The organism is Streptomyces sp. NBC_01214, assembly GCF_026340975.1.
In the GTDB taxonomy this organism is placed as follows: domain Bacteria; phylum Actinomycetota; class Actinomycetes; order Streptomycetales; family Streptomycetaceae; genus Streptomyces.
In genome coordinates, this window is sequence record NZ_JAPEOS010000001.1 from 3,085,741 (window position 1) to 3,111,492 (window position 25,752).

24 protein-coding genes and 1 riboswitch are annotated in these 25,752 nt (G+C 72.3%); of the genes, 16 read left to right on the top strand and 8 right to left on the bottom strand.

Going from position 1 to position 25,752, the window contains the following annotated elements:
* Positions 1 to 125 precede the first annotated feature (125 nt).
* The 5 genes from OG594_RS14740 to OG594_RS14760 all read left to right on the top strand — a co-directional run bounded on the left by OG594_RS14740 (position 126) and on the right by OG594_RS14760 (position 4,666).
* The gene (locus OG594_RS14740) at positions 126 to 1,025 is read left to right on the top strand and encodes an FHA domain-containing protein (protein ID WP_266602906.1); all 900 of its coding nucleotides are present in this window, start codon (positions 126 to 128) and stop codon (positions 1,023 to 1,025) included.
* A gap of 19 nt (positions 1,026 to 1,044) precedes the next feature.
* Complete coding sequence (locus OG594_RS14745) at positions 1,045 to 1,818, top strand: MerR family transcriptional regulator (protein ID WP_266598916.1); 774 nt, start codon at positions 1,045 to 1,047, stop codon at positions 1,816 to 1,818.
* Between the two features lie 51 nt (positions 1,819 to 1,869).
* Positions 1,870 to 2,343, top strand: coding sequence for a bifunctional nuclease family protein (locus tag OG594_RS14750; RefSeq protein WP_030009777.1), 474 nt, complete (start codon positions 1,870 to 1,872; stop codon positions 2,341 to 2,343).
* A gap of 180 nt (positions 2,344 to 2,523) precedes the next feature.
* Positions 2,524 to 3,162 carry a MerR family transcriptional regulator gene (locus tag OG594_RS14755; RefSeq protein ID WP_266598920.1) on the top strand — a complete coding sequence of 213 codons (639 nt, stop codon included), beginning with the start codon at positions 2,524 to 2,526 and terminating at the stop codon, positions 3,160 to 3,162.
* 43 nt (positions 3,163 to 3,205) lie between these two features.
* Positions 3,206 to 4,666, top strand: a complete 1,461-nt coding sequence (locus tag OG594_RS14760; RefSeq protein WP_266598924.1) for a DNA polymerase IV — start codon at positions 3,206 to 3,208, stop codon at positions 4,664 to 4,666.
* Between the two features lie 9 nt (positions 4,667 to 4,675).
* On the opposite strand, the gene OG594_RS14765 is transcribed toward OG594_RS14760, so the two are convergent.
* Positions 4,676 to 5,041 (bottom strand): PRC-barrel domain-containing protein, encoded by a 366-nt coding sequence (locus OG594_RS14765; protein ID WP_189746224.1) that lies wholly within the window; start codon positions 5,039 to 5,041, stop codon positions 4,676 to 4,678.
* Between the two features lie 112 nt (positions 5,042 to 5,153).
* A riboswitch (glycine riboswitch) is annotated at positions 5,154 to 5,252 on the top strand.
* A gap of 195 nt (positions 5,253 to 5,447) precedes the next feature.
* Here OG594_RS14765 and gcvP point away from each other — a divergent pair.
* Complete coding sequence (gcvP, locus tag OG594_RS14770; protein WP_266598926.1) at positions 5,448 to 8,333, top strand: aminomethyl-transferring glycine dehydrogenase; 2,886 nt, start codon at positions 5,448 to 5,450, stop codon at positions 8,331 to 8,333.
* Positions 8,334 to 8,453: 120 nt separating this feature from the next.
* Here gcvP and OG594_RS14775 read toward each other — a convergent pair whose 3' ends face one another.
* The gene (locus OG594_RS14775; protein WP_030009772.1) at positions 8,454 to 8,642 is read right to left on the bottom strand and encodes a DUF5999 family protein; all 189 of its coding nucleotides are present in this window, start codon (positions 8,640 to 8,642) and stop codon (positions 8,454 to 8,456) included.
* A 261-nt stretch (positions 8,643 to 8,903) separates the two neighbouring features.
* Positions 8,904 to 9,524, bottom strand: coding sequence for a hypothetical protein (locus tag OG594_RS14780; RefSeq protein WP_266598928.1), 621 nt, complete (start codon positions 9,522 to 9,524; stop codon positions 8,904 to 8,906).
* Between the two features lie 487 nt (positions 9,525 to 10,011).
* Here OG594_RS14780 and OG594_RS14785 point away from each other — a divergent pair, with 487 nt between their 5' ends.
* The 3 genes from OG594_RS14785 (at position 10,012) to OG594_RS14795 (ending at position 13,417) form a co-directional block, all read left to right on the top strand.
* A complete protein-coding gene (locus OG594_RS14785; protein WP_266598929.1) occupies positions 10,012 to 11,544 on the top strand; it encodes a glutamate-cysteine ligase family protein in 1,533 nt (510 codons plus the stop codon).
* Positions 11,545 to 11,720: 176 nt separating this feature from the next.
* Complete coding sequence (locus OG594_RS14790; RefSeq protein ID WP_266598931.1) at positions 11,721 to 12,521, top strand: CPBP family intramembrane glutamic endopeptidase; 801 nt, start codon at positions 11,721 to 11,723, stop codon at positions 12,519 to 12,521.
* A gap of 152 nt (positions 12,522 to 12,673) precedes the next feature.
* Positions 12,674 to 13,417, top strand: coding sequence for a hypothetical protein (locus tag OG594_RS14795; RefSeq protein ID WP_266598933.1), 744 nt, complete (start codon positions 12,674 to 12,676; stop codon positions 13,415 to 13,417).
* A 75-nt stretch (positions 13,418 to 13,492) separates the two neighbouring features.
* Here OG594_RS14795 and OG594_RS14800 read toward each other — a convergent pair whose 3' ends face one another.
* Positions 13,493 to 14,335, bottom strand: a complete 843-nt coding sequence (locus OG594_RS14800; RefSeq protein ID WP_266598935.1) for a PhzF family phenazine biosynthesis protein — start codon at positions 14,333 to 14,335, stop codon at positions 13,493 to 13,495.
* Positions 14,336 to 15,401: 1,066 nt separating this feature from the next.
* On the opposite strand from OG594_RS14800, the gene OG594_RS14805 reads away from it, so the two are divergent.
* Positions 15,402 to 16,022, top strand: a complete 621-nt coding sequence (locus tag OG594_RS14805; RefSeq protein ID WP_266598937.1) for a PadR family transcriptional regulator — start codon at positions 15,402 to 15,404, stop codon at positions 16,020 to 16,022.
* A gap of 91 nt (positions 16,023 to 16,113) precedes the next feature.
* Here OG594_RS14805 and OG594_RS14810 read toward each other — a convergent pair whose 3' ends face one another.
* Positions 16,114 to 16,542, bottom strand: coding sequence for an SRPBCC family protein (locus OG594_RS14810; RefSeq protein WP_266598938.1), 429 nt, complete (start codon positions 16,540 to 16,542; stop codon positions 16,114 to 16,116).
* Positions 16,543 to 16,714: 172 nt separating this feature from the next.
* Here OG594_RS14810 and OG594_RS14815 point away from each other — a divergent pair, with 172 nt between their 5' ends.
* The gene (locus OG594_RS14815; protein WP_266598940.1) at positions 16,715 to 17,689 is read left to right on the top strand and encodes a DMT family transporter; all 975 of its coding nucleotides are present in this window, start codon (positions 16,715 to 16,717) and stop codon (positions 17,687 to 17,689) included.
* A 161-nt stretch (positions 17,690 to 17,850) separates the two neighbouring features.
* Positions 17,851 to 18,810 (top strand): DMT family transporter, encoded by a 960-nt coding sequence (locus OG594_RS14820; protein ID WP_266598942.1) that lies wholly within the window; start codon positions 17,851 to 17,853, stop codon positions 18,808 to 18,810.
* On the opposite strand, the gene OG594_RS14825 is transcribed toward OG594_RS14820, so the two are convergent.
* Positions 18,792 to 19,478, bottom strand: coding sequence for a pyridoxamine 5'-phosphate oxidase family protein (locus OG594_RS14825; protein ID WP_266602908.1), 687 nt, complete (start codon positions 19,476 to 19,478; stop codon positions 18,792 to 18,794). The genes OG594_RS14820 and OG594_RS14825 overlap by 19 nt on opposite strands.
* Positions 19,479 to 19,563: 85 nt before the next feature.
* Here OG594_RS14825 and OG594_RS14830 point away from each other — a divergent pair, with 85 nt between their 5' ends.
* The gene (locus OG594_RS14830; protein WP_266598944.1) at positions 19,564 to 20,898 is read left to right on the top strand and encodes an aminotransferase class I/II-fold pyridoxal phosphate-dependent enzyme; all 1,335 of its coding nucleotides are present in this window, start codon (positions 19,564 to 19,566) and stop codon (positions 20,896 to 20,898) included.
* 740 nt (positions 20,899 to 21,638) lie between these two features.
* Here the strand turns inward: OG594_RS14830 and OG594_RS14835 are convergent.
* Positions 21,639 to 22,628, bottom strand: coding sequence for a DMT family transporter (locus OG594_RS14835; protein WP_266598946.1), 990 nt, complete (start codon positions 22,626 to 22,628; stop codon positions 21,639 to 21,641).
* Between the two features lie 73 nt (positions 22,629 to 22,701).
* Here OG594_RS14835 and OG594_RS14840 point away from each other — a divergent pair, with 73 nt between their 5' ends.
* On the top strand, positions 22,702 to 23,622 hold the full coding sequence (locus OG594_RS14840; RefSeq protein WP_266598948.1) for a LysR family transcriptional regulator: 921 nt from the start codon (positions 22,702 to 22,704) through the stop codon (positions 23,620 to 23,622).
* 31 nt (positions 23,623 to 23,653) lie between these two features.
* On the opposite strand, the gene OG594_RS14845 is transcribed toward OG594_RS14840, so the two are convergent.
* Positions 23,654 to 24,079, bottom strand: coding sequence for a pyridoxamine 5'-phosphate oxidase family protein (locus OG594_RS14845; RefSeq protein WP_266602910.1), 426 nt, complete (start codon positions 24,077 to 24,079; stop codon positions 23,654 to 23,656).
* Positions 24,080 to 24,209: 130 nt separating this feature from the next.
* On the opposite strand from OG594_RS14845, the gene OG594_RS14850 reads away from it, so the two are divergent.
* Entirely contained in the window at positions 24,210 to 24,824 is a 615-nt protein-coding gene (locus OG594_RS14850; protein WP_266598950.1) for a cysteine hydrolase, read from the top strand.
* 344 nt (positions 24,825 to 25,168) lie between these two features.
* Complete coding sequence (locus tag OG594_RS14855; RefSeq protein WP_266598952.1) at positions 25,169 to 25,744, top strand: hypothetical protein; 576 nt, start codon at positions 25,169 to 25,171, stop codon at positions 25,742 to 25,744.
* Positions 25,745 to 25,752: the final 8 nt, after the last annotated feature.

The following is a 25,752-nucleotide window of genomic DNA, read 5'->3' on the forward strand; positions in this document are numbered from 1 at the left end:
AGTGAAGGGTCGAGCGGCCCACGCGGGCGGATGCCTGCGGGGGGTCGGCGCACCGAAGTCGCGGTGCGTGGTGGAAACTGTCTGGTGGTTACGGACGTTGTCAGAATGTCCGGGTCGGCAGGTGTCTGCATTCGGAGTTCGTCCTGCCCCACGGGCGGGTCTGTTTCAGTCAAGGGGAATCGCCCGTGAAGTTGTTTGAGAAGTTGTTCGGCAAGAAGAACCGTGAGGAAGGCGGCGCGGCACGGCACCGCGCCGGGCACGGGGAAGTGGAAGGGCAGGGCGACCGGCCGCTCTTCCGAGACGAGGTCGCCGGCGCGGGGGATGTTTCGGGTGCCCCCGGCGCGTCGGCTGTTGACCCTGCTGGTACCGGACGCATAGGTTTCGGTGAACCATCAACCTCAAGTGCGGGTGGAGGGTTTGCCCCCGACCCGTATGCCACCAATGCATCCGCGGGGCATCCGCGGCGCGAGGAGCCGTCCATGTCGGCCGAGCAGATTTGCAGCAGGTGCGGACACCGCAGCGATGCGGCCAGTCGGTTCTGCTCGAACTGCGGTGCGCCGCTGCGGGCGGGTCTGACGCCGGAGCGTGCCTCGGAGACCACGTCCACGATCTCGATCTCGGGCCTCGAGGCCTACGAGGCCGAGGTGTCCGGACAACCGCACGTGTCGTCCTCCTCGCTGTCCCCCGAGGCGCAGGCCGCGGTGGAAGCGCTGCCCCCCGGTTCCGCTCTGCTCATCGTGCGGCGCGGTCCCAACTCAGGGAGCCGTTTCCTGCTGGACGGCGAGCTGACCACGGCCGGCCGCCACCCGCAGAGCGACATCTTCCTGGACGACGTCACCGTCTCCCGGCGCCATGTCGAATTCCGCAGGAGCCAGGAGGGCGGCTTCACCGTCGCCGATGTCGGCAGCCTCAACGGCACGTACGTCAACCGTGAACCGATCGACTCCGTCGCCCTGCAGAACGGCGACGAGGTGCAGATCGGCAAGTACCGGCTGGTCTTCTACGCGAGCCTGCGGGGCATCTGACCCTTTTAGGGAAGGTTCCATGCTGCGTACCCCGACCGGCGGTGCCCCGAGTAGTGGCGCCGCCGGCACCGCCGGCCCGGCCGGGCGGCTGGTGAGCATCGGCACGGTGCTCACCACGCTGCGTGACGAGTTCCCCGAAGTCACCATCTCGAAGATCCGTTTTCTGGAGGCGGAGGGGCTCGTCGAACCCCGACGCACACCTTCGGGATACCGCAAGTTCAGCACCGACGACGTGGAGCGGCTCGCTAGGATCCTGCGCCTGCAACGCGACCACTACCTGCCGCTGAAGGTCATCCGCGAGCAGCTCGACGCGCTCGCCCGCGGGGAGCAGATCCGCATCCCGGCGCCGACCGCGCACGGGGACTCCACCGATCCTGCCGGACCGGCGGCCGTCTACGGCGAAGTGGGGCGGGAGCGGCCCACCGTGGCCCGGGTGGGCCGGGCCGAGCTGCTCGAGGCCGCCGGGGTGGACGAGGCGCAGCTGGTCGAGTGGGAGTCGTACGGGCTGCTGGCCGAGGGCGCGGACGGCGGATTCGACGCCGAGGCGGTCACGGTGGCCCGCCTGGTCGCCGACCTGGGCCGTTTCGGGCTGGAGCCGCGGCACCTGCGCGCGATGAAGGCCGCCGCGGACCGCGAGGCCGGGCTGGTGGAGCAGGTGGTGGCACCGCTGCGCAGGCACCGCAATCCCCAGACGAGGACTCATGCGGAGGCCACCTTGAAGGAGCTCGCGGGGCTTTCCCTGCGGCTCCACGAGGCGTTCGTACAGACCGCTCTCGGGGTCCGGCTGTCCTGAGGTGGGGGGCCCGACTACCCAAACCTGTCGAGCAGGTCCTAGGGTTACTGTGTGAACGAGCTCGACGTTGTGGGTGTCCGGGTGGAAATGCCCTCCAACCAACCGATCGTGCTCCTGCGTGAAGTGGGAGGCGACCGGTACCTCCCCATCTGGATCGGTCCAGGGGAGGCGACCGCCATTGCCTTCGCGCAGCAGGGCATGGCCCCTGCCCGACCGCTGACGCACGACCTGTTCAAGGACGTGCTGGAGGCGATCGGCGAGGAGCTCACCGAGGTCCGGATCACGGATCTGCGGGAGGGCGTCTTCTACGCGGAGCTCGTCTTCGCCAGCGGGGTCGAGGTGAGTGCGCGGCCTTCCGACGCCATAGCCCTCGCCCTGCGGACGGGGACGCCGATCTACGGCAGTGACGGCGTGCTGGACGACGCCGGAATCGCCATTCCGGACGAGCAGGAGGACGAGGTGGAGAAGTTCCGCGAGTTCCTCGACCAGATCTCACCGGAGGACTTCGGTACCGGCCCGCAGTGAGGTGTCGGCCGCGTCGTCCTCGGGGATCCTCAGGCCATTCGATTAGCCTTTCCCCGTAAAGGGATACGGGAAACCACTCTCAGGGTGATTATCACTCGGCGTGCCGAGTGTGGCGATCGTTGACGCACCCCTGGTGACTGCCTACCTTCGAGGTGGGCAGGTCAAGGACGGAGGGTCGGCGTGAGGATCACGGGCGACGGTACGACCGGGGGCACCCCCGCACGGAGTGAGGCTGGGCCGTACCCGCTGCACGGCGGTGCGGTCGGTTCCGCGCGCCGTCAGCCGGAGTCGACGCCGGTCGGACCGGTGGGCGCAGACCCGGAGCCCGAGCAGATCGGATACCGCGGGCCCACGGCCTGCGCCGCGGCCGGCATCACCTACCGGCAGCTCGACTACTGGTCCCGGACCGGGCTGGTGGAGCCCAGTGTGCGGGCCGCCTACGGGGCGGGGACGCAGCGGCTCTACAGCTTCCGCGACGTCGTGGTCCTCAAGATCGTCAAGCGCTTCCTGGACACCGGGGTGGCGCTCCAGAACATCCGCACCGCGGTCCAGCACCTGCACGACCGGGAGCTCTCGGACCTCGAACGGATGACTCTGATGAGCGACGGCGCCACCGTGTACGAGTGCACCTCGCCGGACCAGGTCGTGAGCCTGCTCCAGGGCGGGCAGGGCGTCTTCGGCATCGCGGTGGGCGTGGTGTGGCGCGACGTCGAGAGCGCGCTGTCGCAGCTCCACGGGGAGCGCGTGGACACCGGCGAGACCCTGGTGCGGCACAACCCGACGGACGAGCTGGCCGCCCGCCGCAACCGGGCGGTCTGACCCGAGCCGGGGCATTGTCAGTGGCGTAGGGCAGCATCGGGCTGTGAGAGCCGCGCCGACCATCCTGCATCTGGACATGGACGCCTTCTACGCCTCCGTGGAGCAGGCGTCGAAGCCGAGCCTGCGCGGCAAGCCCGTCATCGTCGGCGGCCTCGGGCCGCGCGGGGTCGTGGCCACGGCCTCCTACGAGGCCAGGCGCTTCGGGGTGCACTCCGCGATGCCGATGGGGCAGGCGCGGCGGCTCTGCCCGAACGGCGCGTACCTGATCCCCCGCTTCAACCTCTACCGGCAGGTCAGCGACGTGGTGATGGCCATGCTGCGGGAGCTGTCGCCCCTGGTGGAGCCTCTGAGCCTGGACGAGGCATTCGTGGACCTGGAGGCGGGCGGGGTGGCCTTCGACTCGCGCAGCGCGCGGGAGACGGGGGAGCGGCTGCGGGCCGACATCCGGGCCGCCACGGGGCTCAGCGGGTCGGTGGGGCTGGCCGGGTCGAAGATGCTGGCCAAGGTGGCCTCCGAGGAGGCCAAGCCGGCCGGACTGCTGCTGATCGAGCCCGGGACGGAGCGCGAGCTGCTCGCGCCCATGTCGGTACGCACCCTGCCCGGGGTGGGGCCGGCCACGGGCGAGCACCTGCGCCGGGCCGGGATCACCACGGTGGGGGAGCTGGCGGAGGCCGGGGAGGACGAGCTGGTCCGGATGGTCGGCCGCTCGGCCGGCGCAGGGCTGTACCGGATGGCGCTCGGGCTGGACGACCGGCCGGTGGTCGCGGAGCGGGACGCGAAGTCGGTGTCGGTCGAGGACACCTTCGACGTGGACCTGCACGACCGGGTACGGATCCGCGGCGAGGTGCAACGGCTCGCCGACCGGTGCGTGCAGCGGCTGCGGGGCTCGGGGCACTCGGGGCGCACCATCGTGCTCAAGGTGAGGCGGTACGACTTCTCCACGCTGACCCGGTCCGAGACCCTGCGGGGGCCCACGGACGACCCGGCGGTGGTGCGGGAGGCGGCGGCGCGGCTGCTGGAGGGCGTGGACACCACGGGCGGGGTGCGGCTGCTGGGCGTGGGGGTGAGCGGGCTGGCGGACTACACGCAGGAGGACCTGTTCGCGCAGTCGCTCGCCGCTGAGCCGGACGGGACTGACAGTACCGACGGCACTGCCGGGAATGGCGGGACCGGTGGGACCGGTGGGACCAGTGGGACCGGTGGGACTGGCGGAGCGGACAAGGCGGACGGGGCCGGAGGGGAGGCGGTGACGGCCGAGGGGGCCCGGGGAGCCGCCGAGCCGCCCGGGGAGCCGGAGCCCGCCCCCGAACGGCGTTGGACGGCAGGGAGCGACGTACGGCATGCCGTGTACGGGCCCGGATGGGTGCAGGGCAGCGGGGTCGGGCGGGTGACCGTGCGGTTCGAGCAGCCCGGATCGGAGCCCGGCCGGGTGCGGACCTTCCGGGTGGACGACCCCGAGCTGGAGCCGTCCGATCCGCTGCCGCTCGTGGGGGAGCAGTCCTGACGACAGGGTCTAGCTCTCGTCACCCGCCAGGCGGCCGAAGTCGCGGTTGAAGTCCGACGGAAGGGTCGTGTCCAGTCCGTAGTGGTGGTAGAGCTGCAGCTCCTGTTCGGGGGAGAGGTGGCGCCCGACACCGAAGTCCGGGGCGTCCCTGATGAGGGCGCGTTCGAAGGGCACCCGCAGGGTGTCGCCCACCAGCTCGCTCGGCTCCAGCGGGACGAAGGCGTCCCGGCTGAAGAGCCCCGTCCGGACCGCGGCCCACTCCGGGACGCCCGTGGCATCGTCGAGGTAGACCTCGTCGATCGTGCCGATCTTGGTGCCATTGCGGTCGAACGCCTTGCGGCCGATCAGGCTGCGCGGATCGATGTCGGTCTGCACGGTCCCTCCAAAAGGTCGCAACTGCTCCGTAATGACTACAGAAGTGCATATCCGCAGCGGAGGCCACTCGGGGAGGGTTCAGATCCTCGCTGGTACGCTGGTGAACGGCTGTCGACCCTGTGCGGGAGAGTCCTCCGAGTGAACGAGACGGAGGCGCCGAAGGAGCAAATCCTCCCCGGAATCTCTCAGGCATACGTACCGCACGGACGAGGCCACTCTGGAAAGCAGGGCGGGTGCCGGGCGTGCAGTGCCGGTCCCCCTCCTCACCGACGGTGAAAGCCGGAACTCTCGGGAGACCCCCGTGACTCCGGTGAAACTCTCAGGTGCAGATGACAGAGGGGGAGGCCGTCCGGGTGCCCGCGCCGTGGTGCCCCTCGCAGGTCATACGACCAGGAGGCCTCCGTACATGACCGCCAACCGCATTCCGCTCTCCCAGCTGGAGCGAGGCATCCCCTTCGAACAGCGCCACATCGGCCCGGATGCCGAGGCGCAGGCGAAGATGCTCGCCCAGGTGGGCTACGGCTCCCTGGACGAACTGACCGCTGCCGCGGTCCCGGATGTGATCAAGACCGCCGAGGCGCTCGACCTGCCCGAGGCGCGCACCGAGGCCGAGGTGCTGGCCGAGCTGCGCTCGCTCGCCGACCGCAACCAGGTCCTCTCGCCGATGATCGGCCTCGGCTACTACGGGACCTTCACGCCGCCGGTGATCCTGCGCAACGTCATGGAGAACCCGGCCTGGTACACGGCGTACACGCCCTACCAGCCGGAGATCTCCCAGGGCCGCCTCGAAGCGCTTCTGAACTTCCAGACGGTCGTCGCCGAGCTGACCGGACTGCCGACCTCGGGCGCCTCGCTGCTCGACGAGGGCACCGCGGCCGCCGAGGCCATGACCCTGGCCCGCCGCGTGGGCCGGTCCAAGGGCAACGTCTTCCTGGTGGACGCCGACGCGCTGCCGCAGACGATCGCCGTCATCGAGACCCGCGCCGAGCCGATCGGCATCGAGGTCGTCGTCGCCGACCTGTCCGCCGGCATCCCGGCCGAGGTCGTCGAGCGCGGCATCTACGGCGTCCTGGTCCAGTACCCCGGCGCCTCCGGTGCCGTCCGTGACATCAAGCCCGTCATCGACCAGGCCCACGAGCTCGGCGCCATCGTCGCCGTCGCCGCGGACCTGCTCGCGCTGACCCTGCTGACCTCCCCGGGTGCGCTCGGTGCGGACATCGCCGTCGGCACCACCCAGCGCTTCGGTGTCCCGATGGGCTTCGGCGGACCGCACGCCGGTTACATGGCCGTCCAGGACAAGCACGCCCGCTCCCTGCCCGGCCGCCTCGTCGGCGTCTCCGTGGACGCGGACGGCAACAAGGCCTACCGCCTGGCGCTGCAGACCCGTGAGCAGCACATCCGCCGGGAGAAGGCCACCAGCAACATCTGTACCGCGCAGGTGCTGCTCGCCGTCATGGCCGGCATGTACGCCGTCTACCACGGCCCGGACGGCCTGCGGACGATCGCGAGCCGCACCCACCGCTACGCCACGCTGCTCGCCGCCGGTCTGACGGCCGGCGGGGTCGAGATCGTGCACGGCTCGTACTTCGACACGATCACCGCCCGTGTGCCGGGCCGTGCCGCCGAGGTCGTCGCCGCCGCCCGCGAGGGCGGGGTCAACCTGTTCCAGGTGGACGCCGACCTCGTCTCCGTCGCCTGTGACGAGACCACCCTGCGCGCCGACATCGAGGCCGTCTGGGCCGCCTTCGGTGTCACCTCCGACATCGAGGCGCTGGACACGACCACGGCCGACACGCTGCCCGAGGGCCTGCTGCGCTCGGACGCGTACCTGACGCACCCGGTCTTCCACCAGCACCGTTCCGAGACCGCGATGCTGCGCTACCTGCGCAAGCTCTCGGACAAGGACTACGCGCTGGACCGCGGCATGATCCCGCTGGGCTCCTGCACCATGAAGCTCAACGCGACCACCGAGATGGAGCCGGTGACCTGGCCCGAATTCGGTCAGCTGCACCCCTTCGCGCCGGTCGAGCAGGCCGAGGGCTACCTCACGCTCATCAACGAGCTGGAGGAACGTCTCTGCGAGGTGACCGGCTACGACAAGGTCTCCATCCAGCCGAACGCGGGCTCCCAGGGCGAGCTCGCCGGCCTGCTGGCCGTCCGCGCCTACCACCGCGCGAACGGCGACGAGCAGCGCACCGTCTGCCTGATCCCGTCCTCCGCGCACGGCACCAACGCCGCCAGCGCCGTGATGGCCGGCATGAAGGTCGTCGTCGTCAAGACCGCCGATGACGGCGAGGTGGACACGGCCGACCTGCGGGCCAAGATCGAGCAGCACCGCGACGAGCTCGCCGTGCTCATGATCACGTACCCGTCCACGCACGGTGTGTTCGAGGAGCACGTCGCCGACATCTGCGCCCAGGTGCACGAGGCCGGCGGCCAGGTCTACGTCGACGGCGCCAACCTGAACGCGCTGGTGGGCCTGGCCAAGCCGGGTCACTTCGGCGGCGACGTCTCGCACCTGAACCTGCACAAGACCTTCTGCATTCCGCACGGCGGCGGCGGTCCGGGCGTCGGCCCGGTCGGTGTCCGGGCGCACCTGGCCCCGTACCTGCCGAACCACCCGCTCCAGCCGACCGCGGGCCCGGAGACGGGCGTCGGCCCGATCTCGGCCGCTCCGTGGGGTTCGGCGGGCATCCTGCCGATCTCGTGGTCGTACGTGCGCCTGATGGGCGGCGAGGGCCTCAAGCGCGCCACCCAGGTGGCGGTGCTCGGCGCCAACTACATCGCCAAGCGCCTGGAGCCGCACTACCCGGTGCTCTACACCGGCCCGGGCAACCTGGTCGCGCACGAGTGCATCATCGACCTGCGGCCGCTGTCGAAGGCCACGGGCGTGAGCGTGGACGACATCGCCAAGCGCCTGATCGACTACGGCTTCCACGCGCCGACCATGTCCTTCCCGGTCGCCGGCACGCTGATGATCGAGCCGACGGAGTCCGAGGACCTCGCCGAGATCGACCGCTTCTGCGACGCGATGATCGCCATCCGGGGTGAGATCGAGCGGGTCGCGGGCGGCGAGTGGCCGGCCGACGACAACCCGCTGGCGAACTCCCCGCACACCGCGGCGGCGCTGGGCGGCGAGTGGAACCACCCGTACACCCGGGACGAGGCCGTCTTCCCGGGCGGGGTCACGGCCGCCGAGAAGTACTGGCCGCCGGTGCGCCGCATCGACGGTGCCTTCGGTGACCGGAACCTGGTGTGCTCCTGCCCGCCGCTGGACGAGTACGACGCCTGAGGTGCAGCTCGTCGTACGACCGCCGTATGACGGTCGTACGACATGAACAAGGGGCCGGTCCGGGAGAGTCTCCCGGGCCGGCCCCTTCGTCGTTCGCTACGGTCGGTCGGACGACTTCGCCTAGGCCGCCGCGAGCGGGCGGTGCGGGGCGATGATCTGCCCGTCCGGCAGCAGTTCACCGGTGTCCTCGAAGAGCAGGACGCCATTGCACAGCAGGCTCCAGCCCTGCTCCGGGTGGTTGGCCACCGGGCGCGCGGCCTCCCGGTCGGCGGATTCGGCTGACGGGCAGGCTGGCTGGTGCTGGCACATGGATGCGTTCTTTCGCTGCGGTGTGGTCTGTGTGCTACGGCTCGATGCGTGGTTCATGGCCGTCCCCCTGGGTCATCCCCGCACCCGCGGGGAGCGTGTCATCAGTCTTCCTCCATGGCAGCCGCTTCGCAGGTATTTCCCGGCAGCTGTTCTCACAGATTGATGACGCATCACTCGTGCGGGCGGTTCAGGCCAACTCCCCTATCAATTCGGATGGTTCGCAAGTGGCCCGAGTGGACTAGGCCGAATGGGTGATTCGGGTCAGGCGGCGGGCGCCGCCAGGGAGGGGGGCGCCGCCGTCGGTGTCGGGGTCAGCCGACGGGTCAGGACGGGCAGTAGCTCGGAGACCGGATGCGGCCGGTACGCGGCGATGCCGGGCGGGGCCGGGGCGAGGGGCACCAGCAGGTCCTCGCCGGCCGGCAGCCCGGCGGCGGCGTCCGCTCCCACCGCCCCGTGCAGCCACAGGGTCAGCATGTAGAGCTCCGGAACCGACAGCAGCCGTGGCTGGTAGCCGGTGGTGAGGGACTCCGCCTGGCGCAGGGCGCGTTCGGTGGCCGCGACGTAGGGGCCCTCGAAGAAATGGGAGAAGACCCAGCCGTCGGGAGTCAGCCGGGTGTCGGCCGCCGCGACGTAGCGGTCCCCGCTGCGGATCAGGAACCGCCAGCCCGTGAGCCGGGTGCGCGGCGGCCTGCCGCCGGCCGCGAGGTTGGACATGCCCAGCCGGTCGAGGACGTGGACCGGAAGCGGGAGTTCGGCGGTCAGCGGCCCCTGGATCGCGCGCAGGGCCGGGGTGTGCGCCTCGTGGACGGCGGTGGGGGAACCGAGTGCCGCGAGGACGCTGCGCAGGGCGGGCGCGGGAGCCGGAGGGACATGCAGCGGCATGGTGGGTCGCCTCTCACTTGGGAGACCTGTGGAACGGGGGCAGGTGCGGACTCGCATTCTGGGGCCAGAGGGGGGCCGAGGGGCAATGGCCGCGCGCCAACTCTCTGCCTCGTTTGCGGAGTTTATACGACATGTGTTCACACAGTGTTTCGGCTAGCTGTCCCGCCTATTGCCGACAAGGCGCTTACCGGACCCGCTGACATGACATTCATGCCGGATGCGCGCGAACATGTCGCGCTGACCTCGGAGGTTACCGGATGGGGGCTCGGCTGGAAAGCTTCGGTTATCCGAACGAGGCAAAGTCGGGGCGGAATTTGCATACTGCGACTTGCCAGGTGAATGTGCCGAAGCGCCGTTCGGCCAAACCGGCGCGCGCTCCTCGTCACGCACGTCACCCGCGCGTTATGGATCACGCTGCCGGGGCATCATCGACCGTAACGCGCGCCTGGGTGTACCGGGCCAGGCCCACTCGAGGAGGGACGCTTCGATGGGGGAGAAGGTCGTGGCGGGCGGATTCGACCTGTCCGATCGGCAGCGGTATCGAAGGAAGCTTCACGAGTGTCTGGAGGGACTGGAGCGACTCCTGGCGGAAAAGAGGTTCGACCGCCCGAAGAACATGATGGGACTGGAGATCGAGCTGAATCTCGCGGGTGCCGACGGGTTGCCGAGAATGGTGAATGCGCAGGTGCTGGAGCGGATTGCGAGTCCCGATTTCCAGACCGAACTGGGAATGTTCAACCTGGAGGTGAACGTCCTTCCGCACCGACTGGGCGGCCGGGTATTCGACCGGCTCGCCGAGGAACTCAGCGCCGGGCTGGGCTATGCCCACCGGAAGGCCGCGGAGATCGACGCCGGAGTGGTGATGATCGGTATTCTGCCGACGATCTCCCGCGCCGACCTGGTCACCGCGAACCTTTCGGCGGTGGACCGCTACTCGCTGCTCAACGAGCAGATCCTGATGATGCGCGGGGAGGACTTCACACTCGACATCGACGGCGTCGAACGGCTGATCTGGACCTCCGGGTCGATCGTGCCGGAGGCCGCCTGCACCTCCGTACAACTGCACCTGCAGGTGACCCCGGCCCGGTTCTCGGCGGTGTGGAACGCGGCGCAGGCGGTGGCAGCGGCGCAGATAGCTGTCGGCGCCAACTCGCCCTTCCTGTTCGGGCGCGAGCTGTGGCGGGAGTCGCGGCCGCCCCTGTTCACGCAGGCCACCGACACCCGGCCGCCCGAACTCCAGGCACAGGGCGTGCGGCCCCGCACCTGGTTCGGGGAGCGGTGGGTGGACTCGGCGTACGAGCTCTTCGCCGAGAACGTCCGCTACTTCCCCGCCCTGTTGCCCATATGCGACGAGGAGGAGCCGCTGCGGGTGCTCAACGAGGGCGGGGTGCCGGGGCTGCAGGAACTGGTCCTGCACAACGGCACCGTCTACCGGTGGAACCGGCCCGTGTACGGGGTCGCCGACGGGGTGCCGCACCTGCGCGTGGAGAACCGGGTGCTGCCGGCCGGGCCGACGGTCGCCGACGTCGTCGCCAACGCCGCCTTCTACTACGGGCTCGTACGCACCCTCGCGGACGAACCGCGCCCGGTCTGGACCCGGCTGCCCTTCGCCGAGGCGGAGGCGAACTTCGACGCGGCCTGCCGGTACGGCATCGACGCGCGGCTGCGGTGGCCGCGCCGCGGCCGGGCCGGGGGACTGGCGAGCGTGCCCGCCGTACGGCTGGTCCTGGACGAGTTGCTGCCCATGGCGGCGGCGGGGCTGGACGCCTGGGGCATCGAGCCCGCGGACCGGGACCACTACCTCGGCATCATCGAGGAGCGCTGCCGGCGCCGGGTGAACGGGGCGACCTGGCAGGTGGACACCTACCACCGGGCGCTCGCCGCCGGACTGGAGCGGGACGAGGCGCTCGCCGCGACGACCCGTAGGTACAGCGAGCTGATGCACAAGGGCGACCCGGTGCACACCTGGCCGGTGGGGCTGACGGAGGAGGTGACCGCCTCGGTGCCCGTCGTGCGCTGACCGGCCCCGGCCCCTCCGGCCCCGGCCTCCTCCGGCCCCGGCCCCTCCGGCCGGGGCTCCCGCCGTGCGCCCGATACCGTCCGGCGATCTTGGTGATGGCCCCGCAGTGATCCTCCCGGTCCGCCGAGGAGGCAGTATGGGGTGGTCGCAAACGGGATGGCAGGACGGAGTCGGGCGTGCGGACGGAGCCGGAGCCGGTGTTCTTGGAACTGGACGAGGGCGGGCGGCGGCGCCTGCTGCGCACCGAGACGCTGCTCGTCCTCGCGCTGTCGCTGGGCGCGAGCGGGGTCTCGGCACTGATCAGCTTCATCGGCTCGCTCACCAAGCCCGGCGGCCTCAAGGACCAGGCGGCCACGCTCAACGGCTCCTACGCCCCGGGCCGGCCCTGGCTGGACCTCGCCTGGCAGCTGTTCGGCATCGCGAGCGCCCTGGTACCCGTACTGCTGGTCGCGCACCTGCTGACCCGCGAGGGCGCCCCCGGGCTGCGGGTGCTGGGCTTCGACCGAACCCGGCCCTGGTGGGACCTCGGCCGGGGCGCGCTGGTCGCGGCCGGGATCGGCAGCGCCGGGCTGGCCTTCTACCTGGGCGCCCGGGCCACCGGATTCAACCTCACGGTGGTGCCGGAGGCGCTGCCCGACGTGTGGTGGAAGTTCCCCGTGCTCATCCTCTCCGCACTGCAGAACGCCGTGGTGGAGGAAATCATCGTGCTGGCCTACCTGCTGCGCCGGCTCGGCCAGCTGGGCTGGTCGCCGATGGCCGCGCTGCTGGCCAGCTCGGCGCTGCGCGGGTCGTACCACCTCTACCAGGGCATCGGTGGCTTCATCGGCAACATGGTGATGGGCGTCGTCTTCGTCCTCGCCTACCGGCGCTGGGGCAGGGTGGCACCGCTCGTCGTCGCGCACTCGCTCCTCGACATCGTGGCCTTCGGCGGGTACGCCCTCCTCGCGGGCAAGGTGGCCTGGCTGCCGACCCCGTGACCGGCGGCGGCCCACCCGAACGGCCCTTCCGGGCGGTGACGGACGCGGGGGCGGTGCAACGCTGGGGGCCGGTGCTGTGACCGGCGAGGTCCACCGGGTCGCGGCGCCCGGCAAGCCTGTCCGGCCACAGCACCAGTGAGGAGGCGCAGCCGGTGGCTGTTCTGGACTCCCTGGTGCCGTTCGCGCCGTTCCTGGTGCCCGTGGTCACCGGCCTGGTGGGCGGGATCAGCCTCCTCATCCGGGACCGCCGCGAGGCGCGCAGCAGCGACCACCACTACCGCAGGCGCTTGGAGAAGGCCGCGCTGGAGATCCAGTTCCTCACCGGCTGGTTGCAGGCCAAGGAGCTGGCGCCGACCGATGCGCCGCCCCCGGATCCGGAGCCCGGGCGCTGGCTGGACGAGTGCTACGCGTCGGTGCGCCGGGCCAAGGAGGTGACCGGCGGCCGCCACCGGACGGGGCCGGTCTCGCTGCGCCGCCTCCTGCTCCTCGGGGAAGCGAGCGGCCCGGCGAAGAGCGTGCGGGTCGTCTACTGGGTCTCCCTCGTCCTGTTCAATGTCGCGCTCGCGTGGTGGGTGAACGCGCTCATCGCCGGCGTACCCGGCTTCATGCATGAGGAGGGCGTCTCCGAGTCCGAGGAAATCGCCTCCTACCTGGGAGCGGCGGGCGTCCTCTTCGTCGTGTCGGCCCTCCTGTGGGTGTGGACGGTGCACCTGGGCGCGGCGGAGCCGAAGCAGGTGTACCGCAAGCGGATCGACTCGGCGGCCTGGGAGGAACACGAGCGGGGGCGGCGGAGCGCCGCACGCGCGAAGGCGGCTGCGAAGGCGCGATCGAGGGGGGACGCCGAAGGGGACGCCGAAGGGGACGCGAAGCGGGACGGGGGCGGGTCCGCGGACTGACCCGCCCGCACCGGCACGTCCGGCCCGGGGCGGCGTCGGCGTCCGCGTTCCCGTCCGCGTCGGGGTCCCGTGTGCTCATCCCGACTGTCCGACCCCGGGCGGGGGCGCGAGGAGCTCACCGTCGACGACCGTGACGGCCCGGCCGGTCAGCAGGGTGCGCTCGCCCGCCAGGGTCACCCGTACGAGCCCGCGGCGCGCACCGCCCTGGAGGCCGGTCAGTTCGGTGCGGCCCAGGCGCTCCGCCCAGAACGGGGCGAGCGCGGTGTGGGCGCTGCCGGTGACCGGGTCCTCGTCGATGCCGAAGGCGGGGAAGAAGCCGCGGGAGACGAAGTCGTACCCGAGAGACGGATCCTCGGCGGGCGCGGTGACGATCACCCCCCGTCGGGCGAAGGCGCGCAGGGCGCCGTGGTCCGGCTCCAGCTCGCGCACGGTCTTCTCGTCGGCGAGCTCGACGACGAGGTCACCGATGTGGTCGGCGGTGTCGTGCACGGAGAGGATCGGGGGACCGCCGAGCGCGTGGTCCACGGCGGCCGGCGCCGCCACCGGGGTCAGCGAGGACGTCGGGAAGTCCATGGTGACCGTGCCGTCCTCGGCCGTCTCGGCCGTGAGGATGCCGCAGCGCGCGGAGAAGCGGATCAGCCCCGTGGCGAGGCCGCTGGTGGCCAGTACGTGCGCGGTGGCCAGGGTGGCGTGACCGCACATGTCCACCTCGGCGGCCGGAGTGAACCAGCGCAGCGCCCAGTCGGCGTCCCCGCCGGGCGGCAGGGGGTGGGCGAAGGCGGTTTCGGAGAGGTTCATCTCGCAGGCGACCTGCTGGAGCCAAGCGTCCGGGGGGAACGCGGCGTCGAGGAGCAGGACTGCCGCGGGGTTCCCCTGGAAGGGGCGGTCGGTGAAGGCGTCGACGATTCGGATGCGCATGCCCCGACGGTAGGGCGGTTCCTTGATCATCGACAAAGGCCAATCGGGGGTGACTGGCCCGGTCCGGTGTGGTGCCGGGTGCAGACCCGCCACGGGGTGTGCGGGCGGAGCACGAGGCGGATGTGACGGTCGTCGGTGAGGAGGCAGTCGCCCGCCTGGAGCGGGGCCCCCGACGACCGGGAGCCGCCCGGTCGTGTCGAACACCGGCGCCCAGACCACTTCGGGCCCGCCGAGCGGTGCGACGTGCCGCCGGTCGACCGGGCACGGTGTGCCGAGCTCCGCCGGCGCAGGCGGGTTACTCGTACGAGTAGCGGGCCTTCACGGTGTTCTTCGCGCCGGCCTTGTTCTGCAGAGCCTTGTTCCAGGTGTCGATGAGGCCTGCGACCCGGGCCTTTCCGGGCTGGGGGTACCGGTGCTGGGGGCCGGCCGTTGCGGCGAGGGTGCCGACCGTACCTAGGGTCAGGACCGTGGCGGCGGCGACGGCTGCGCGCTTGCTGAGGGAACGACGGGTCCACGCATCTCCAGGGTGAGGCGGGGGCGGAGCGGTCTGCTACCCGTCGGGAAGTACCTGCCGGGAGTCCCTCGGGGGGAAGCGGCTCCAGACTCGCCGTCCACGGTCCAGGAACGGTGCAAGCGAGCTACGGCGCACGGCCAGGACACGACCAACCCACGGGGAGCGGTCGTCGTGTCACTCCATCCGCTCCGTCCACTCCGTTCTGGGCGATCGCCGACGGGTCCGCCGTCCCCCGTTGCCCCGCCGCTTCCACGACGCGCTTGACCCGTCTCAGCGAAGACTCCGCGAACTGGACGACGTCTTCGGCCGGCGCTTCTACGACGGCCTCGATCTCGCCGTCATCCAGCCCGAGGTTGAGGCGTGGAGGACGTTGCCCGTCAGAACGGCTTCACGCGCACGGCCGTATGCGGCCCGGGCCAGCTCTTCCACGGCCGGGGGCGCGCTATCGGCGACAGGTTCCGATATATCGTTGACACGTCGCGAGCCGTCGTCGATAGTGGAGGCATCGGACAACCGATGAAGCAACGACAACGTGACGAAAGGAGCGCAGTCATGCGTTCACACGGACAGCACGGACACGAGCACGGCCATGACCACGGACGGGGCCACGACCACTGCGGGCCCGATCGTCGGGAGGGTTTCAAGGGGCGGCGGGCCGCCTTCGGTCCGTTCGGGCCGCCCTTCGGCGCAGGCCCCTTCGGTGGCCGCGGCGGACGTGGTGGACCGCGGGGCCGGGCCCGGCGCGGCGACGTGCGCGCCTCGATCCTGGCGCTGCTCGCCGACCGGCCGATGCACGGCTACGAGATGATCCAGGAGATCGGCGAGCGGAGCGGCGGGGCCTGGAAGCCCAGCCCGGGATCGGTCTACCCGACCCTGCAACTGCTCGAGGACGAGGGGCTCATCACGAGTGCGAGCGAGGGCGGCAAGAAGCTGTTCACGCTCACCGACGCCGGCCGCACCGAGGCCGAGTCGGGCCCGGACGCCCCCTGGGCGGACGCCGGGCGCGGCTTCGACTTCGAGGCGATGCAGGAGGTCCGGACGGCCGGCATCGGTCTGATGGAAGCCTTCGGGCAGGTCTTCAAGACCGGCACGCCCCAGCAGCGGGAGAAGGCCCTCGGGGTCATCAACGACGCCCGCAAGAAGCTCTACCTGATCCTGGCCGACGAGCACTGAGCCCGACCGGCGGGCCCCGGCGTGCGGCGGCGCGCCCCGCGAGTTCGTCTCGCGGGGCGCGCCTTCGCGTACGGAGCGGGCGGGCCGGAGGTCAGACGACCAGGCCGGCCAGCTTGCGCAGCGACTCGTTCAGTGCGGCGGTGGCCGAGTCCTTGAGCTTGCCCGCCATCAGGGAGACGGCGGCCCCGGTGAACTCGCCGTCGATGCGGACCGTGGTGGCCTCGCCCTCCGGGATCAGGGTGTACCGGGTGAGGACCGCCACGCCCATCGGGCCCTTGCCGGTGATGGCGAAGAGGCGCTCGGCCTCCAGCTCCGAGACGGTCCAGAGGACCTCGGCCGGGAAGCCCATCATCTTCATGTTCTCCGCGAAGGTGGCGCCGACCGCGAGGGTCTCGGGTCCGCCGCCGGGGAAGTTCGTGTGGGTCATGCTCCACTGCCCGTACGCGTCCCAGTCCGTCAGCTGGGACCAGAGCAGCGCGGCGGACGCCTCGATGCGTGATTCCGCGGTGACTTCGGCCATGCGACCACCCCTTCTCGTCGGGTACGTGCGGCGGAAGGTAGCCCCGGCGGGCGGAACATTCAATACTGACGACCTGTCAGATATGGCGGGGGTCGACGGCCCGTGATCTCGACTCCGTCTCAACAGGTGTCATCCCCGTGACGGTCCTGACCCGCCCTGTCATGATGGCGGGATGCAAGCGTCAGGGAGAAATGCCGGACTGGGCCTCGCTCTCGTCTCGGCGTTCGCGTTCGGTGGTTCCGGAGTGGCGGCGAAGCCACTGATCGAGGCGGGTCTGGATCCCCTCCACACGGTCTGGCTCAGGGTGGCCGGGGCGGCGCTCGTGCTGTCCCCGCTGGCCTGGCGCCATCGTGACCTCGTGCTGCGCAGGCCCGCGCTGCTCGCCGGCTTCGGGCTGGTCGCCGTCGCGGGTGTGCAGGCCTTCTACTTCGCCTCCCTGTCCCGCATCCCCGTCGGCGTGGCCCTGCTGCTGGAGTACCTGGGTCCGGCGCTGCTGCTCGGCTACATCCGCTTCGTGCAGCGCAAGCCCGTGACGCGCGGCGCCGCCGCGGGCGCGGCCGTGGCCGTCGTCGGACTGGCCTGCGTGGTCGAGATCTGGGCCGGACTGAGCCTGGACCTGCTCGGCGTGCTCTTCGGCCTCGCCGCCGCCTGCTGCCAGGCCTTCTACTTCGTCTTCGCCGACCAGGGCGCCGACGGGGACGACGCCCCCGACCCGCTCGGGGTGATCGCGTACGGCATGCTCGTCGGCGCCCTGGTGATGACCGTGATCGCCCGGCCCTGGGAGATGGACTGGCAGGTGCTGGGCGGCGAGGCCTCCGTGGGCGGCACGCTGGTACCGGCTCCGGTGCTGCTCGCCTGGGTGGTGCTGGTCGCGACCGTCTTCGCCTACCTGACCGGTGTGGTCTCGGTGCGCAGGCTCTCGCCCCAGGTCGCCGGCGTCGTGGCCTTCCTGGAGGCGGTCGTCGCCACCGTGTTCGCCTGGATCCTGCTCGGCGAGCACCTTTCCACCTGGCAGATCGTCGGCGGCGGCCTGGTGCTCGGCGGCGCCTTCATCGCGCAGTCCTCCCGGCCTGCCGCCCCGCCGGTGCCGGCCGTGGCCGACCAGGCCGTACCGGCGCGTGAGACGACCACGGTCGGCAAGGGCTAGGGTGACGGTCATGCATTCGACCGTGCTTCCGCCTCCCGCCGCCTAGCGCGGGCGGCGCCACCACGACAGGTACCCGGCCCGGGAGCCCCCGGGCGGGTCCGTGCTGCCCGCGAAGCGATGGCCTGCTCCTTTCATCCTTCACGCATGCGCGGAGACATCTCGTGTCGAACCATTCGCCCGCTGCCGGGCGCAGTCTGCTGTACCTCGTCGTCGCCGGAGCCGCCTGGGGCACCGCCGGGGCGGCCGCCTCCCTCCTCTTCCTGGCCAGTGACCTCGGCCCGCTCGCCCTGTCCTTCTGGCGGTGCGCGGGCGGGCTCGTGGTGCTGCTCGGCGTGCTCGCCGTACGCGGGTCCCGGCCCGCCCCTGGACGGGTGCGGCCCCCGGTGGCTTCGCTGGTCGTCACCGGACTCCTCTTCACCCTCTTCCAGGCCGCGTACTTCGCCGCCGTGCGCGAGACCGGCCTCGCGGTGGGCACCGTGGTCACCCTCGGCGCCGGGCCCGTGATCATCGCGCTGGGCGCCCGGTACTGGATGGGCGAGCGGCTCGGCCGCGGCGGCGCGGTCGCCGTCGTGGGGGCGCTGGCCGGGCTGGCCGTACTGGTGCTGGGCAGCGGCGGCGGCGAGGTGCGGCCGCTCGGCGTCGGCTGGGCGCTGCTGTCGGCCGCCGGGTACGCCGGAATGACCCTGCGGGCGCGGTGGCTCGGGCAGCGCGGGGCGGGCGGGGACCCGCTGGTGACCACCGCCTGGTCGGTGGCCGTGGGCACGGTGTGCCTGCTGCCGCTCGCCGCGGTGGAGGGGCTGCTGCCGCACACCGCCGATCTCGGACGGGTGCTCTGGCTGCTGGTGTACGTCGCCACCGTGCCGACCGCGCTGGCGTACGCGCTCTACTTCACGGGTGCCGCCGCGGTACGGGCCGCCACCGTGTCGGTGATCATGCTGATCGAGCCGGTGAGCGCGGCGGTGATCGCGGTCCTGCTGCTCGGGGAGCGGCTGACCGGCGCTGTGGTGCTGGGCACCGTACTGCTGCTGACGGCGGTGGGCGCGCTGATCGTGGCGGAGGCCCGAAGGCCGGTCGCCGCGCCCACCCCCGTGCGGCGCAGCCCTCAGAGCGCGCTGAGGTAGTCCGGGACGGCGGTGCCGGGGGCCAGGTCCGCGGCGGGCACCGGCGTTCCGTACGTCGGGGCCACCGGGACCACGCCCGCCCAGTACGGCAGGTCCAGGTCCTCGGCGTCGTCGTTCACCGGGCCGCTGCGGATCTTCGCGGACACCTCGGCGAGGTCCACGCGGATCACCGCGGTGGCGGCGAGTTCCCTGGCGTTGGCGGGCCGGACGTCGGCGGAGCGGCCCGGGGCGACGGCGTCGACCATGGCGTCCAGGGCGATCCGGCACTCCGCCTCGTCGGTGACCTGGTGGGCGGTGCCGTGCACGACCACCGAGCGGTAGTTGAGCGAGTGGTGGAAGGCCGAGCGGGCCAGGACCAGTCCGTCGACGTGGGTCACGGTCACGCAGACGGGCAGCCCCGGGTCGGTGCGGCGGGCCGCGAGCAGCGGGCGGGAGCCGGTCGAGCCGTGCATGTAGAGCGATTCGCCGACCCTGGCGTACAGCGTGGGCAGGACCACGGGCGCGCCGTCGCGGACGAAGCCGAGGTGGCAGACGTAGGCGCCGTCGAGTATCGAGTGCACCGTCTCGCGGTCGTAGCGCGCCCGGTCGCGGGAGCGGCTGGGGACGGTGAGGTCGGTGGGCTCGTAGCTGCCGGTCGATCCGTCCCTCGCGGGCCCCTCGGTCTCCATGGTTCCCTCCGTCTGTGCGGGCGTCTCCGTGGTGGGCGTGGCGGTCATGGTGCCGACTCCATTGCACTAGTGCATACTGGTGTTTGTGCTAGGAGACTATCGAATCACAGGGCGTCGCGCAGCGGATATCGCCGCCGGCGTGGAGGCGGGCGTGGCTTCGGGTGCGCTCCCGCCGGGTTCACTGCTGCCGCCGATGCGGGAGCTGGCGGGCGAGCTGGGGGTGAACCCCAACACCGTGGCCGCCGCCTATCGGACGCTGCGCGAGCGCGGGGTCATCGAGACCGACGGGCGGCGGGGCAGCCGGGTGCGGGCCCGACCGTCGAGCACGCCGCGGGACGCGCTGCGCATGGTGGTGCCGGACGGCGTACGGGACCTCGCGGAGGGCAGCCCGGACGTGTCCCTGCTCCCCGCGCTGGAGGGGCCGCTGGCGGCGGCCGCCCGCCGGTACGCGCAGGCGCCGACCCTCTACGGGGCGGACCCGGTCGCCCCCGAGCTCGCGGAGCTGGCCCGGGCCGGTTTCGATGCGGACGGGGTGCCGCCGGGGCCGGTGGCGGTGACCTCGGGTGCGCTGGACGGGATCGAACGGGTGCTCACCGCCCATCTGCGGGCGGGTGACGCGGTGGCGGTCGAGGACCCGGGATGGGGCGGGGCGCTGGACCTGGTCCCGGCGCTCGGGTTGCGCGTGCTGCCGGTGGCCGTGGACGACGACGGGCCCCGGCCCGAGGCGGTGGCCCGGGCACTGGCGGCCGGGGCGAGGGCCCTGGTGGTGACCTCGCGGGCGCAGAACCCGACCGGGGCCGCGGTGGGCGCGGAGCGGGCACGGGAGCTGCGGGCGCTGCTGGCGGACCACCCGGAGGTGCTGCTGATCGAGGACGACCACGGGAACGGGATCGTCGACCTGCCGCTGCATCCGCTGGGCGGGGTGACCCGGCACTGGGTGCTGGTGCGGTCCACGGCGAAGGCGTACGGGCCGGACCTGCGGCTCGCGGTGCTGACCGGCGACGCGGTCACCCTGGACCGGCTGCGGGGTCGGCAGCGGCTGGGGCCGGGCTGGGTGAGCCGGCTGCTGCAGTACGCGGTGGTGGAGCTGTGGGCCTCGGGCGCGGTCGACCCGGTGGCGGTGTCCCGCTCGTACGCGGGTCGGCGCGACGTGCTGGTCGAGGCGCTGCGGGAGCGGGGGATCCGGGCGCACGGGCGCAGCGGCCTGAACGTCTGGGTGCCGGTGGTCGACGAGACGGTGGTGGTGACCAGGCTGCTCGCCGCCGGATGGGCGGTGTCCCCCGGGGCCGTCTTCCGGGTCGAGGCGGGGCCGGGGGTCCGGCTGACGGTCTCGCAGCTGTCGGTCGACGAGGTGCCGGGCCTGGCGGACGCGGTGGCCGCGGCGGTCAGCGTGGGGGCGGCGGGCGTGCGGTACGACTGACGGGCGCCCGGCGCCCCGGGCCGCGGAGCCGGGCCGCAGACCCCGGGCCGCGGACCCGGGCGGGAGAGCCCGCGCAGTGGGACCCGGGGCGCGGCAGTCGGGCCCGGCTGGGCCGCGCCCGCTCCTGCCGTGACGGTGTGCCGCGCCGCGCGCCGCCGGCCGAAGAGGCGGGATCCGCCCGGCCCGACCACCGCCCCGCCCCCTGGCCCGCCCCCTGGCCCGCCCGACCGGCCCGACCACCGGTCCGACCACCGGCCCGCCCGACTGGCCCGACCACCGGCACGCCCGACTGGCCCGTCCGACCGGGCAGCGCCCAGCGCGCCGGGTCGGGCAGCGGGATCCGGTGCCGTTCCGGGGAGCGGGAGGAGGCTGCCCACGGGATGCCGATCCCGTACGGGGTGAAACCCGTCCGGGCGCGGTGTCGGAGGCCGCCGGGGGGCTGCGGGCCGGGCGGCGGCCCAGGCCCTGTCGTCAACGTCCCGTCGGGCCCGCGACGCCCGGCACCGCGCCTGGCCGCCTTGTCGGGCGTGCCCGAGTACGTCCAGTACACGGGCGCCCCTCCGCCCCGGGGTCCCTCCCAGCGGTAGCTGGGGGAGATGCGCGGCACCGGACGCTGCGGGGCCCGCCCTTCGGGTGGCCGTGGCCGGCGCTACTTTGCGGACGCCACCCGGCCCGGTAGGGCCCGGCGGTCGGCCGAGCCGTTGGGGTGGGGTGCGCGCCGCCCGGAGGATCGGGGAGGGTCAGGCGGGCTTGCGGGCTCCGGGGCGGGTCTGGGTCAGGGCCGCGCCGGCCAGGACGATCGCGGCGCCGACCGGGGTGTTCCAGTGGAGCTGTTCGCCGAGGACCAGGACGCCGGCCGTGGTGGCGATGACCGGGATGAAGTAGGTGACCATCTGGGCGGTGGTCGGGCCGACCTCCGTCACCAGCCCGTACTGCATCTGCAGGGCCATGCCCGTGCCGAGGGCGCCCAGCGCGATCACCGACAGGGTCGGCCAGAGCGGGAACGAGCTCGGGGCCGAGCTGAACACGGCGCTCGCGAGCGCGAGCTGGAGCGTGGAGACCATGAGCTGGCCGCCGGTCAGGGCCACCGGGGAGCCGGGGGTCCCGGCCAGCGTGCGCCGGACGTAGATCCAGCCGACGGGGTAGCAAAGGGACGCCAGCAGGGCGAACGCGGTGCCCTTGGCGTCGACACCGGAGAACCCCTGCCAGGCGCCGAGCACGGTCAGGACGCCGAGGAAGCCCAGGCCCAGTCCGGCGACGCGGCGGCGCGTCGGGCGGTCCTCGGACAGTGCGACCAGCGACAGCGCCATGCCCCACAGCGGCGAGGTGGCGTTGCAGATGCCGGCCAGGCTGGAGGGGATGCTCAGCTCCGCGTACGCGAAGAGCGAGAACGGGGCGGTGTTGAGGAGCAGCGCCGCCACCGTCAGGTGGCCCCAGGTGCGCAGTCCCCGGGGGAGCGGCTCGCGGCGGACCAGCAGCACGGTGAGGAGGGCGAGCGCGCCGAACAGGACCCGGCCCAGAGCCACCTGGAAGGGTGCGTAGGCCTCCGTGCCGACCTTGATCAGGAGGAAGCTGAAGCCCCAGACGACCGAGAGGATCGCGAACCGGACCCGCCAGTCCAGGAGACCGCCCCGGCGTCGGCCGCTGGTGGAGGCGGCGGTCGTGGTGGGGGAGGCCGGGGGCGGAGAGTCGGCCGGGAGGGGCGGCCCGGCGGTGGTCGGTGCGCTCATGCCCTTACTTTGCGCGCATCAACTTCGTAGGACAAGCGAGAGTTTCTCGGGGTGGCGTCGTAGCATTGCTTACATGTTGAACCTGGAGCGCCTGCGCACCCTGGACGCCCTCGCCCGCCACGGCTCGGTCAGCGGAGCGGCCGACGGCCTCCACGTCACCACCTCCGCCGTGTCCCAGCAGCTGGCCAAGCTGGAGCGCGAGGTCGGACAGCCGCTGTTGGCCAGGAACGGGCGCGGGGTCCGGCTCACCGACGCCGGGCGGCTGCTCGCCGATCACGCCGCCCGGATCATCTCGCAGGTGGAGCTCGCCCAGGCCGACGTCGAGGCCCAGCGGGGCTGCGCCGTGGGCGAGTTGCGGATCGGCGCCTTCCCGACCGCCATGCGCGGGCTGCTGCCCCGGGCCCTGGCCGCACTGCGGGCCGGGCATCCGGAGCTGCGGGTCCGGGTGCGCGAGCAGGAGCCCACGGAGAGCATGGCGGCCGTCGTGCGCGGGGACCTCGACCTGGCCCTGGCGATCGACTGGCACAACAAGCGGATGCCGGTGCCCGCCGAGCTGACCCGGACCCACCTGCTGGACGACACCGTCGACATCGCGGTCCCGGCCGGCCACCGGCTGGCCGACCGGACCGCGAGCTCGGGGAAGTCCGGGATCTCCCTCGCCGAATTCGGCGACGACGACTGGATCTCCTGGAACGAGGGGCAGTTCTGCCACGAGTGGCTCGTCTTCACCCTGCGCGGTACGGGCATCGAGCCGCGCATCGCCCACATTGCCGAGGAGCACCACACCCAGCTGGCCTTCGTGGAGGCCGGACTCGGCGTGTGCGTGGCGCCGAAGTTGGGCCGCGGCCCGGTGCCGCCGGGCGTGCGGCTGCTGCCGGTCTGCGACAGCGTACGCCGGCACGTGTACGCCGTCTGGCGCGCGGACGCCGACCGCAGGCCCTCCATCCGGGCCGCGGTCGACGCCCTGCAGCAGGCGGCCGCCGGCCTTCGGTAGGTCAGCAGTTCCGCGGGTCGGACGCGACCCCCTACAGCTTGCGGAAGTCCCAGGAGACGATCGAGTCGGGGGTCAGCCGGATCCAGGCGTGCCGCCCGTCGTGCGGCATTTCCTCGATGCCGAAGTTCTTGACCGGGAAGATCCGCTCGGCCTCCGCGAGCTCGGGGCAGGGCTCGCCGGTGCGCGGGGCCTCGCCCACGAAGACGGCGCTGCCGGACAGCTCCACCCCGCGCAGTTCGTCGTACGACTCGCCGGAGTCCACGACCACCGAGATCCGCGGATCCTTGCTCAGGTCGGACCAGCGGCGGCTGCGCGTGATCGAGTACAGCCACAGCGAGCTGCCGTCCCACGCGAACCACAGGGCGCCCACGTGCGGGCGCCCGTCGGGGGAGACCGTCGCGACCCGGCAGGTCTTCTGCTCGCGCAGGAAGGAGTCCACTTCCGCGTCGCTCATCATGATGCGCCGGCCCCGCCGCTGCGAGGTTCCGGTTCGTGCCCCGTCCACGTCCATCCGTCCTGCACCCCTTCACATCTGACTGTGTGTCAGGAATCATGAGGGCTCTTCCGTCGCCACGCCAGGGGGAGCCATGCCGGATCTCGATCCCGCCACCACCGCGCTGCTCACCGTCGAGTGCCAGAACGGTGTCGTCGGCGAGGAGAGCGCGCTGCCCGAGCTGGCGAAGGAGGCCCGGGACTCGGGGATGCTGGAACGGGTGGCCGCGCTGGTCGACGCCGCGCGCGGAGCCGGCGTCCAGGTGCTGCACGCGGTCGCCGAGCGACGGCCCGACGGGCTCGGCGCGAACACCAACGCCCGGCTGTTCCGGGCCGCGGAGCGGCTGCCCGTGCGCCAGCTGACCGGGAGCCGGGCGGTGGAGGTCGCCGCTCCCATCACGGTGGCCGAGCAGGACCTGGTGGTGCGGCGGCTGCACGGGCTGTCCCCGATGGCCGGCACCGACCTGGACGCCCTGCTGCGCAACCTCGGCGTCCGCACCCTCGTCGTCACCGGGGTCTCCTCCAACATCGCCATCCCGAACACCGTCTTCGACGCGGTGAACCTCGGCTACCGGGTGGTGGTCCCCGCCGACGCCATCGCCGGCGTGCCCGCCTCCTGCACCGCGGAGGTGATCCGCAACTCGCTCGCGCTGGTGGCGGCGATCACCACCGCCGAAGAGCTCCTCGACCAGTGGGCTCCCACGCGCTGACGCGGCAAGCGGGAGCGGCGGATCGAGTCGAGACGGAGGACGTACGGCGGTCAGGGACCCAGTACCGGATGCGAGTCGGAGCCACGGCATGGGGCACGGCTACTGTTCGGTGCGGATCATCCTGATCGACTTGTTGCCGGGGGGCTCCTCTGATGTTCAAGCGCCATGTCTCCGTCCTGGCGGTGGCCGCCAGCTGCCTCGTGCTTTCCGCATGCTCCGGCCGTCCGGCATCCGTGACTGCCGACCACGTACCAGCAGGGACGCAAGAAGCCCCCTCGAGGCCGCAGACGGATCCGGCGACGTCCCCTACCGTTCCCCTGCCGACGCGCGGGGCGGTCGGCGAAGTGCCGGACACCGCGCGGTTGCGGGAGCTCGTGCTGCAGCCGGGCGAGGCCGTCGGGGTCTCGGACCCCCAGCACGGGGTCCGGGACGTGGACCCGTCCGAGCTGAGGCCCCTACCCCGGGCGGAACCGTCGTCGCCCCCGTGTCCCACCATGTGGGGCCTGCTCAACCAGAAGGGTGCCCAGGCCGCCGTCGCCCAGACCTTCGACGCCGGCGGGCCCGGAAATCCGGGCGTGACCCTCCTCGCGTCCCATTCGGCGGCAGGGGCTGCGACCACCTTCGCCCAGCTGCGCTCGGCTGTCGCCGCCTGCCCCTCGGACGACTCCGACGAACGCAAGGCGACCGTGCGGTACGAGGACCTCGACAAAGCGGGGTTCCCCGAGGACACGATCCACATCCGGATGACCTTCAAGGAGGAAGGATCCGACGAGCCCGCCGAGGTCATGGATCGCATCGTGGCCCGGGTCGGCGCGTGCATCGTCGACATGTCGGCGATGGGCCCGGAACCGTACCCGCGCCTCTCGGAGGGTCCCGTCCTCCGGCAGATCGAGCGACTTCGGGCCGCGCAGGGGCTGTGAGACCAACC

Excerpts from the sequence above, each read along its gene's own strand:
- OG594_RS14800 (WP_266598935.1), bottom strand. The coding sequence starts at position 14,335 with ATGCGCATCCGAATCGTCGACGCCTTCACCGACCGCCCCTTCCAGGGG.
- OG594_RS14745 (WP_266598916.1), top strand. The coding sequence starts at position 1,045 with ATGCTGCGTACCCCGACCGGCGGTGCCCCGAGTAGTGGCGCCGCCGGC.
- OG594_RS14835 (WP_266598946.1), bottom strand. The coding sequence starts at position 22,628 with ATGAGCGCACCGACCACCGCCGGGCCGCCCCTCCCGGCCGACTCTCCG.
- OG594_RS14775 (WP_030009772.1), bottom strand. The coding sequence starts at position 8,642 with ATGTGCCAGCACCAGCCAGCCTGCCCGTCAGCCGAATCCGCCGACCGG.
- OG594_RS14850 (WP_266598950.1), top strand. The coding sequence starts at position 24,210 with ATGCCGGATCTCGATCCCGCCACCACCGCGCTGCTCACCGTCGAGTGC.
- OG594_RS14805 (WP_266598937.1), top strand. The coding sequence starts at position 15,402 with ATGCGTTCACACGGACAGCACGGACACGAGCACGGCCATGACCACGGA.
- OG594_RS14845 (WP_266602910.1), bottom strand. The coding sequence starts at position 24,079 with ATGATGAGCGACGCGGAAGTGGACTCCTTCCTGCGCGAGCAGAAGACC.
- OG594_RS14840 (WP_266598948.1), top strand. The coding sequence starts at position 22,702 with ATGTTGAACCTGGAGCGCCTGCGCACCCTGGACGCCCTCGCCCGCCAC.
- OG594_RS14810 (WP_266598938.1), bottom strand. The coding sequence starts at position 16,542 with ATGGCCGAAGTCACCGCGGAATCACGCATCGAGGCGTCCGCCGCGCTG.
- gcvP (WP_266598926.1), top strand. The coding sequence starts at position 5,448 with ATGACCGCCAACCGCATTCCGCTCTCCCAGCTGGAGCGAGGCATCCCC.
- OG594_RS14815 (WP_266598940.1), top strand. The coding sequence starts at position 16,715 with ATGCAAGCGTCAGGGAGAAATGCCGGACTGGGCCTCGCTCTCGTCTCG.
- OG594_RS14825 (WP_266602908.1), bottom strand. The coding sequence starts at position 19,478 with ATGGAGACCGAGGGGCCCGCGAGGGACGGATCGACCGGCAGCTACGAG.
- OG594_RS14780 (WP_266598928.1), bottom strand. The coding sequence starts at position 9,524 with ATGCCGCTGCATGTCCCTCCGGCTCCCGCGCCCGCCCTGCGCAGCGTC.
- OG594_RS14785 (WP_266598929.1), top strand. The coding sequence starts at position 10,012 with ATGGGGGAGAAGGTCGTGGCGGGCGGATTCGACCTGTCCGATCGGCAG.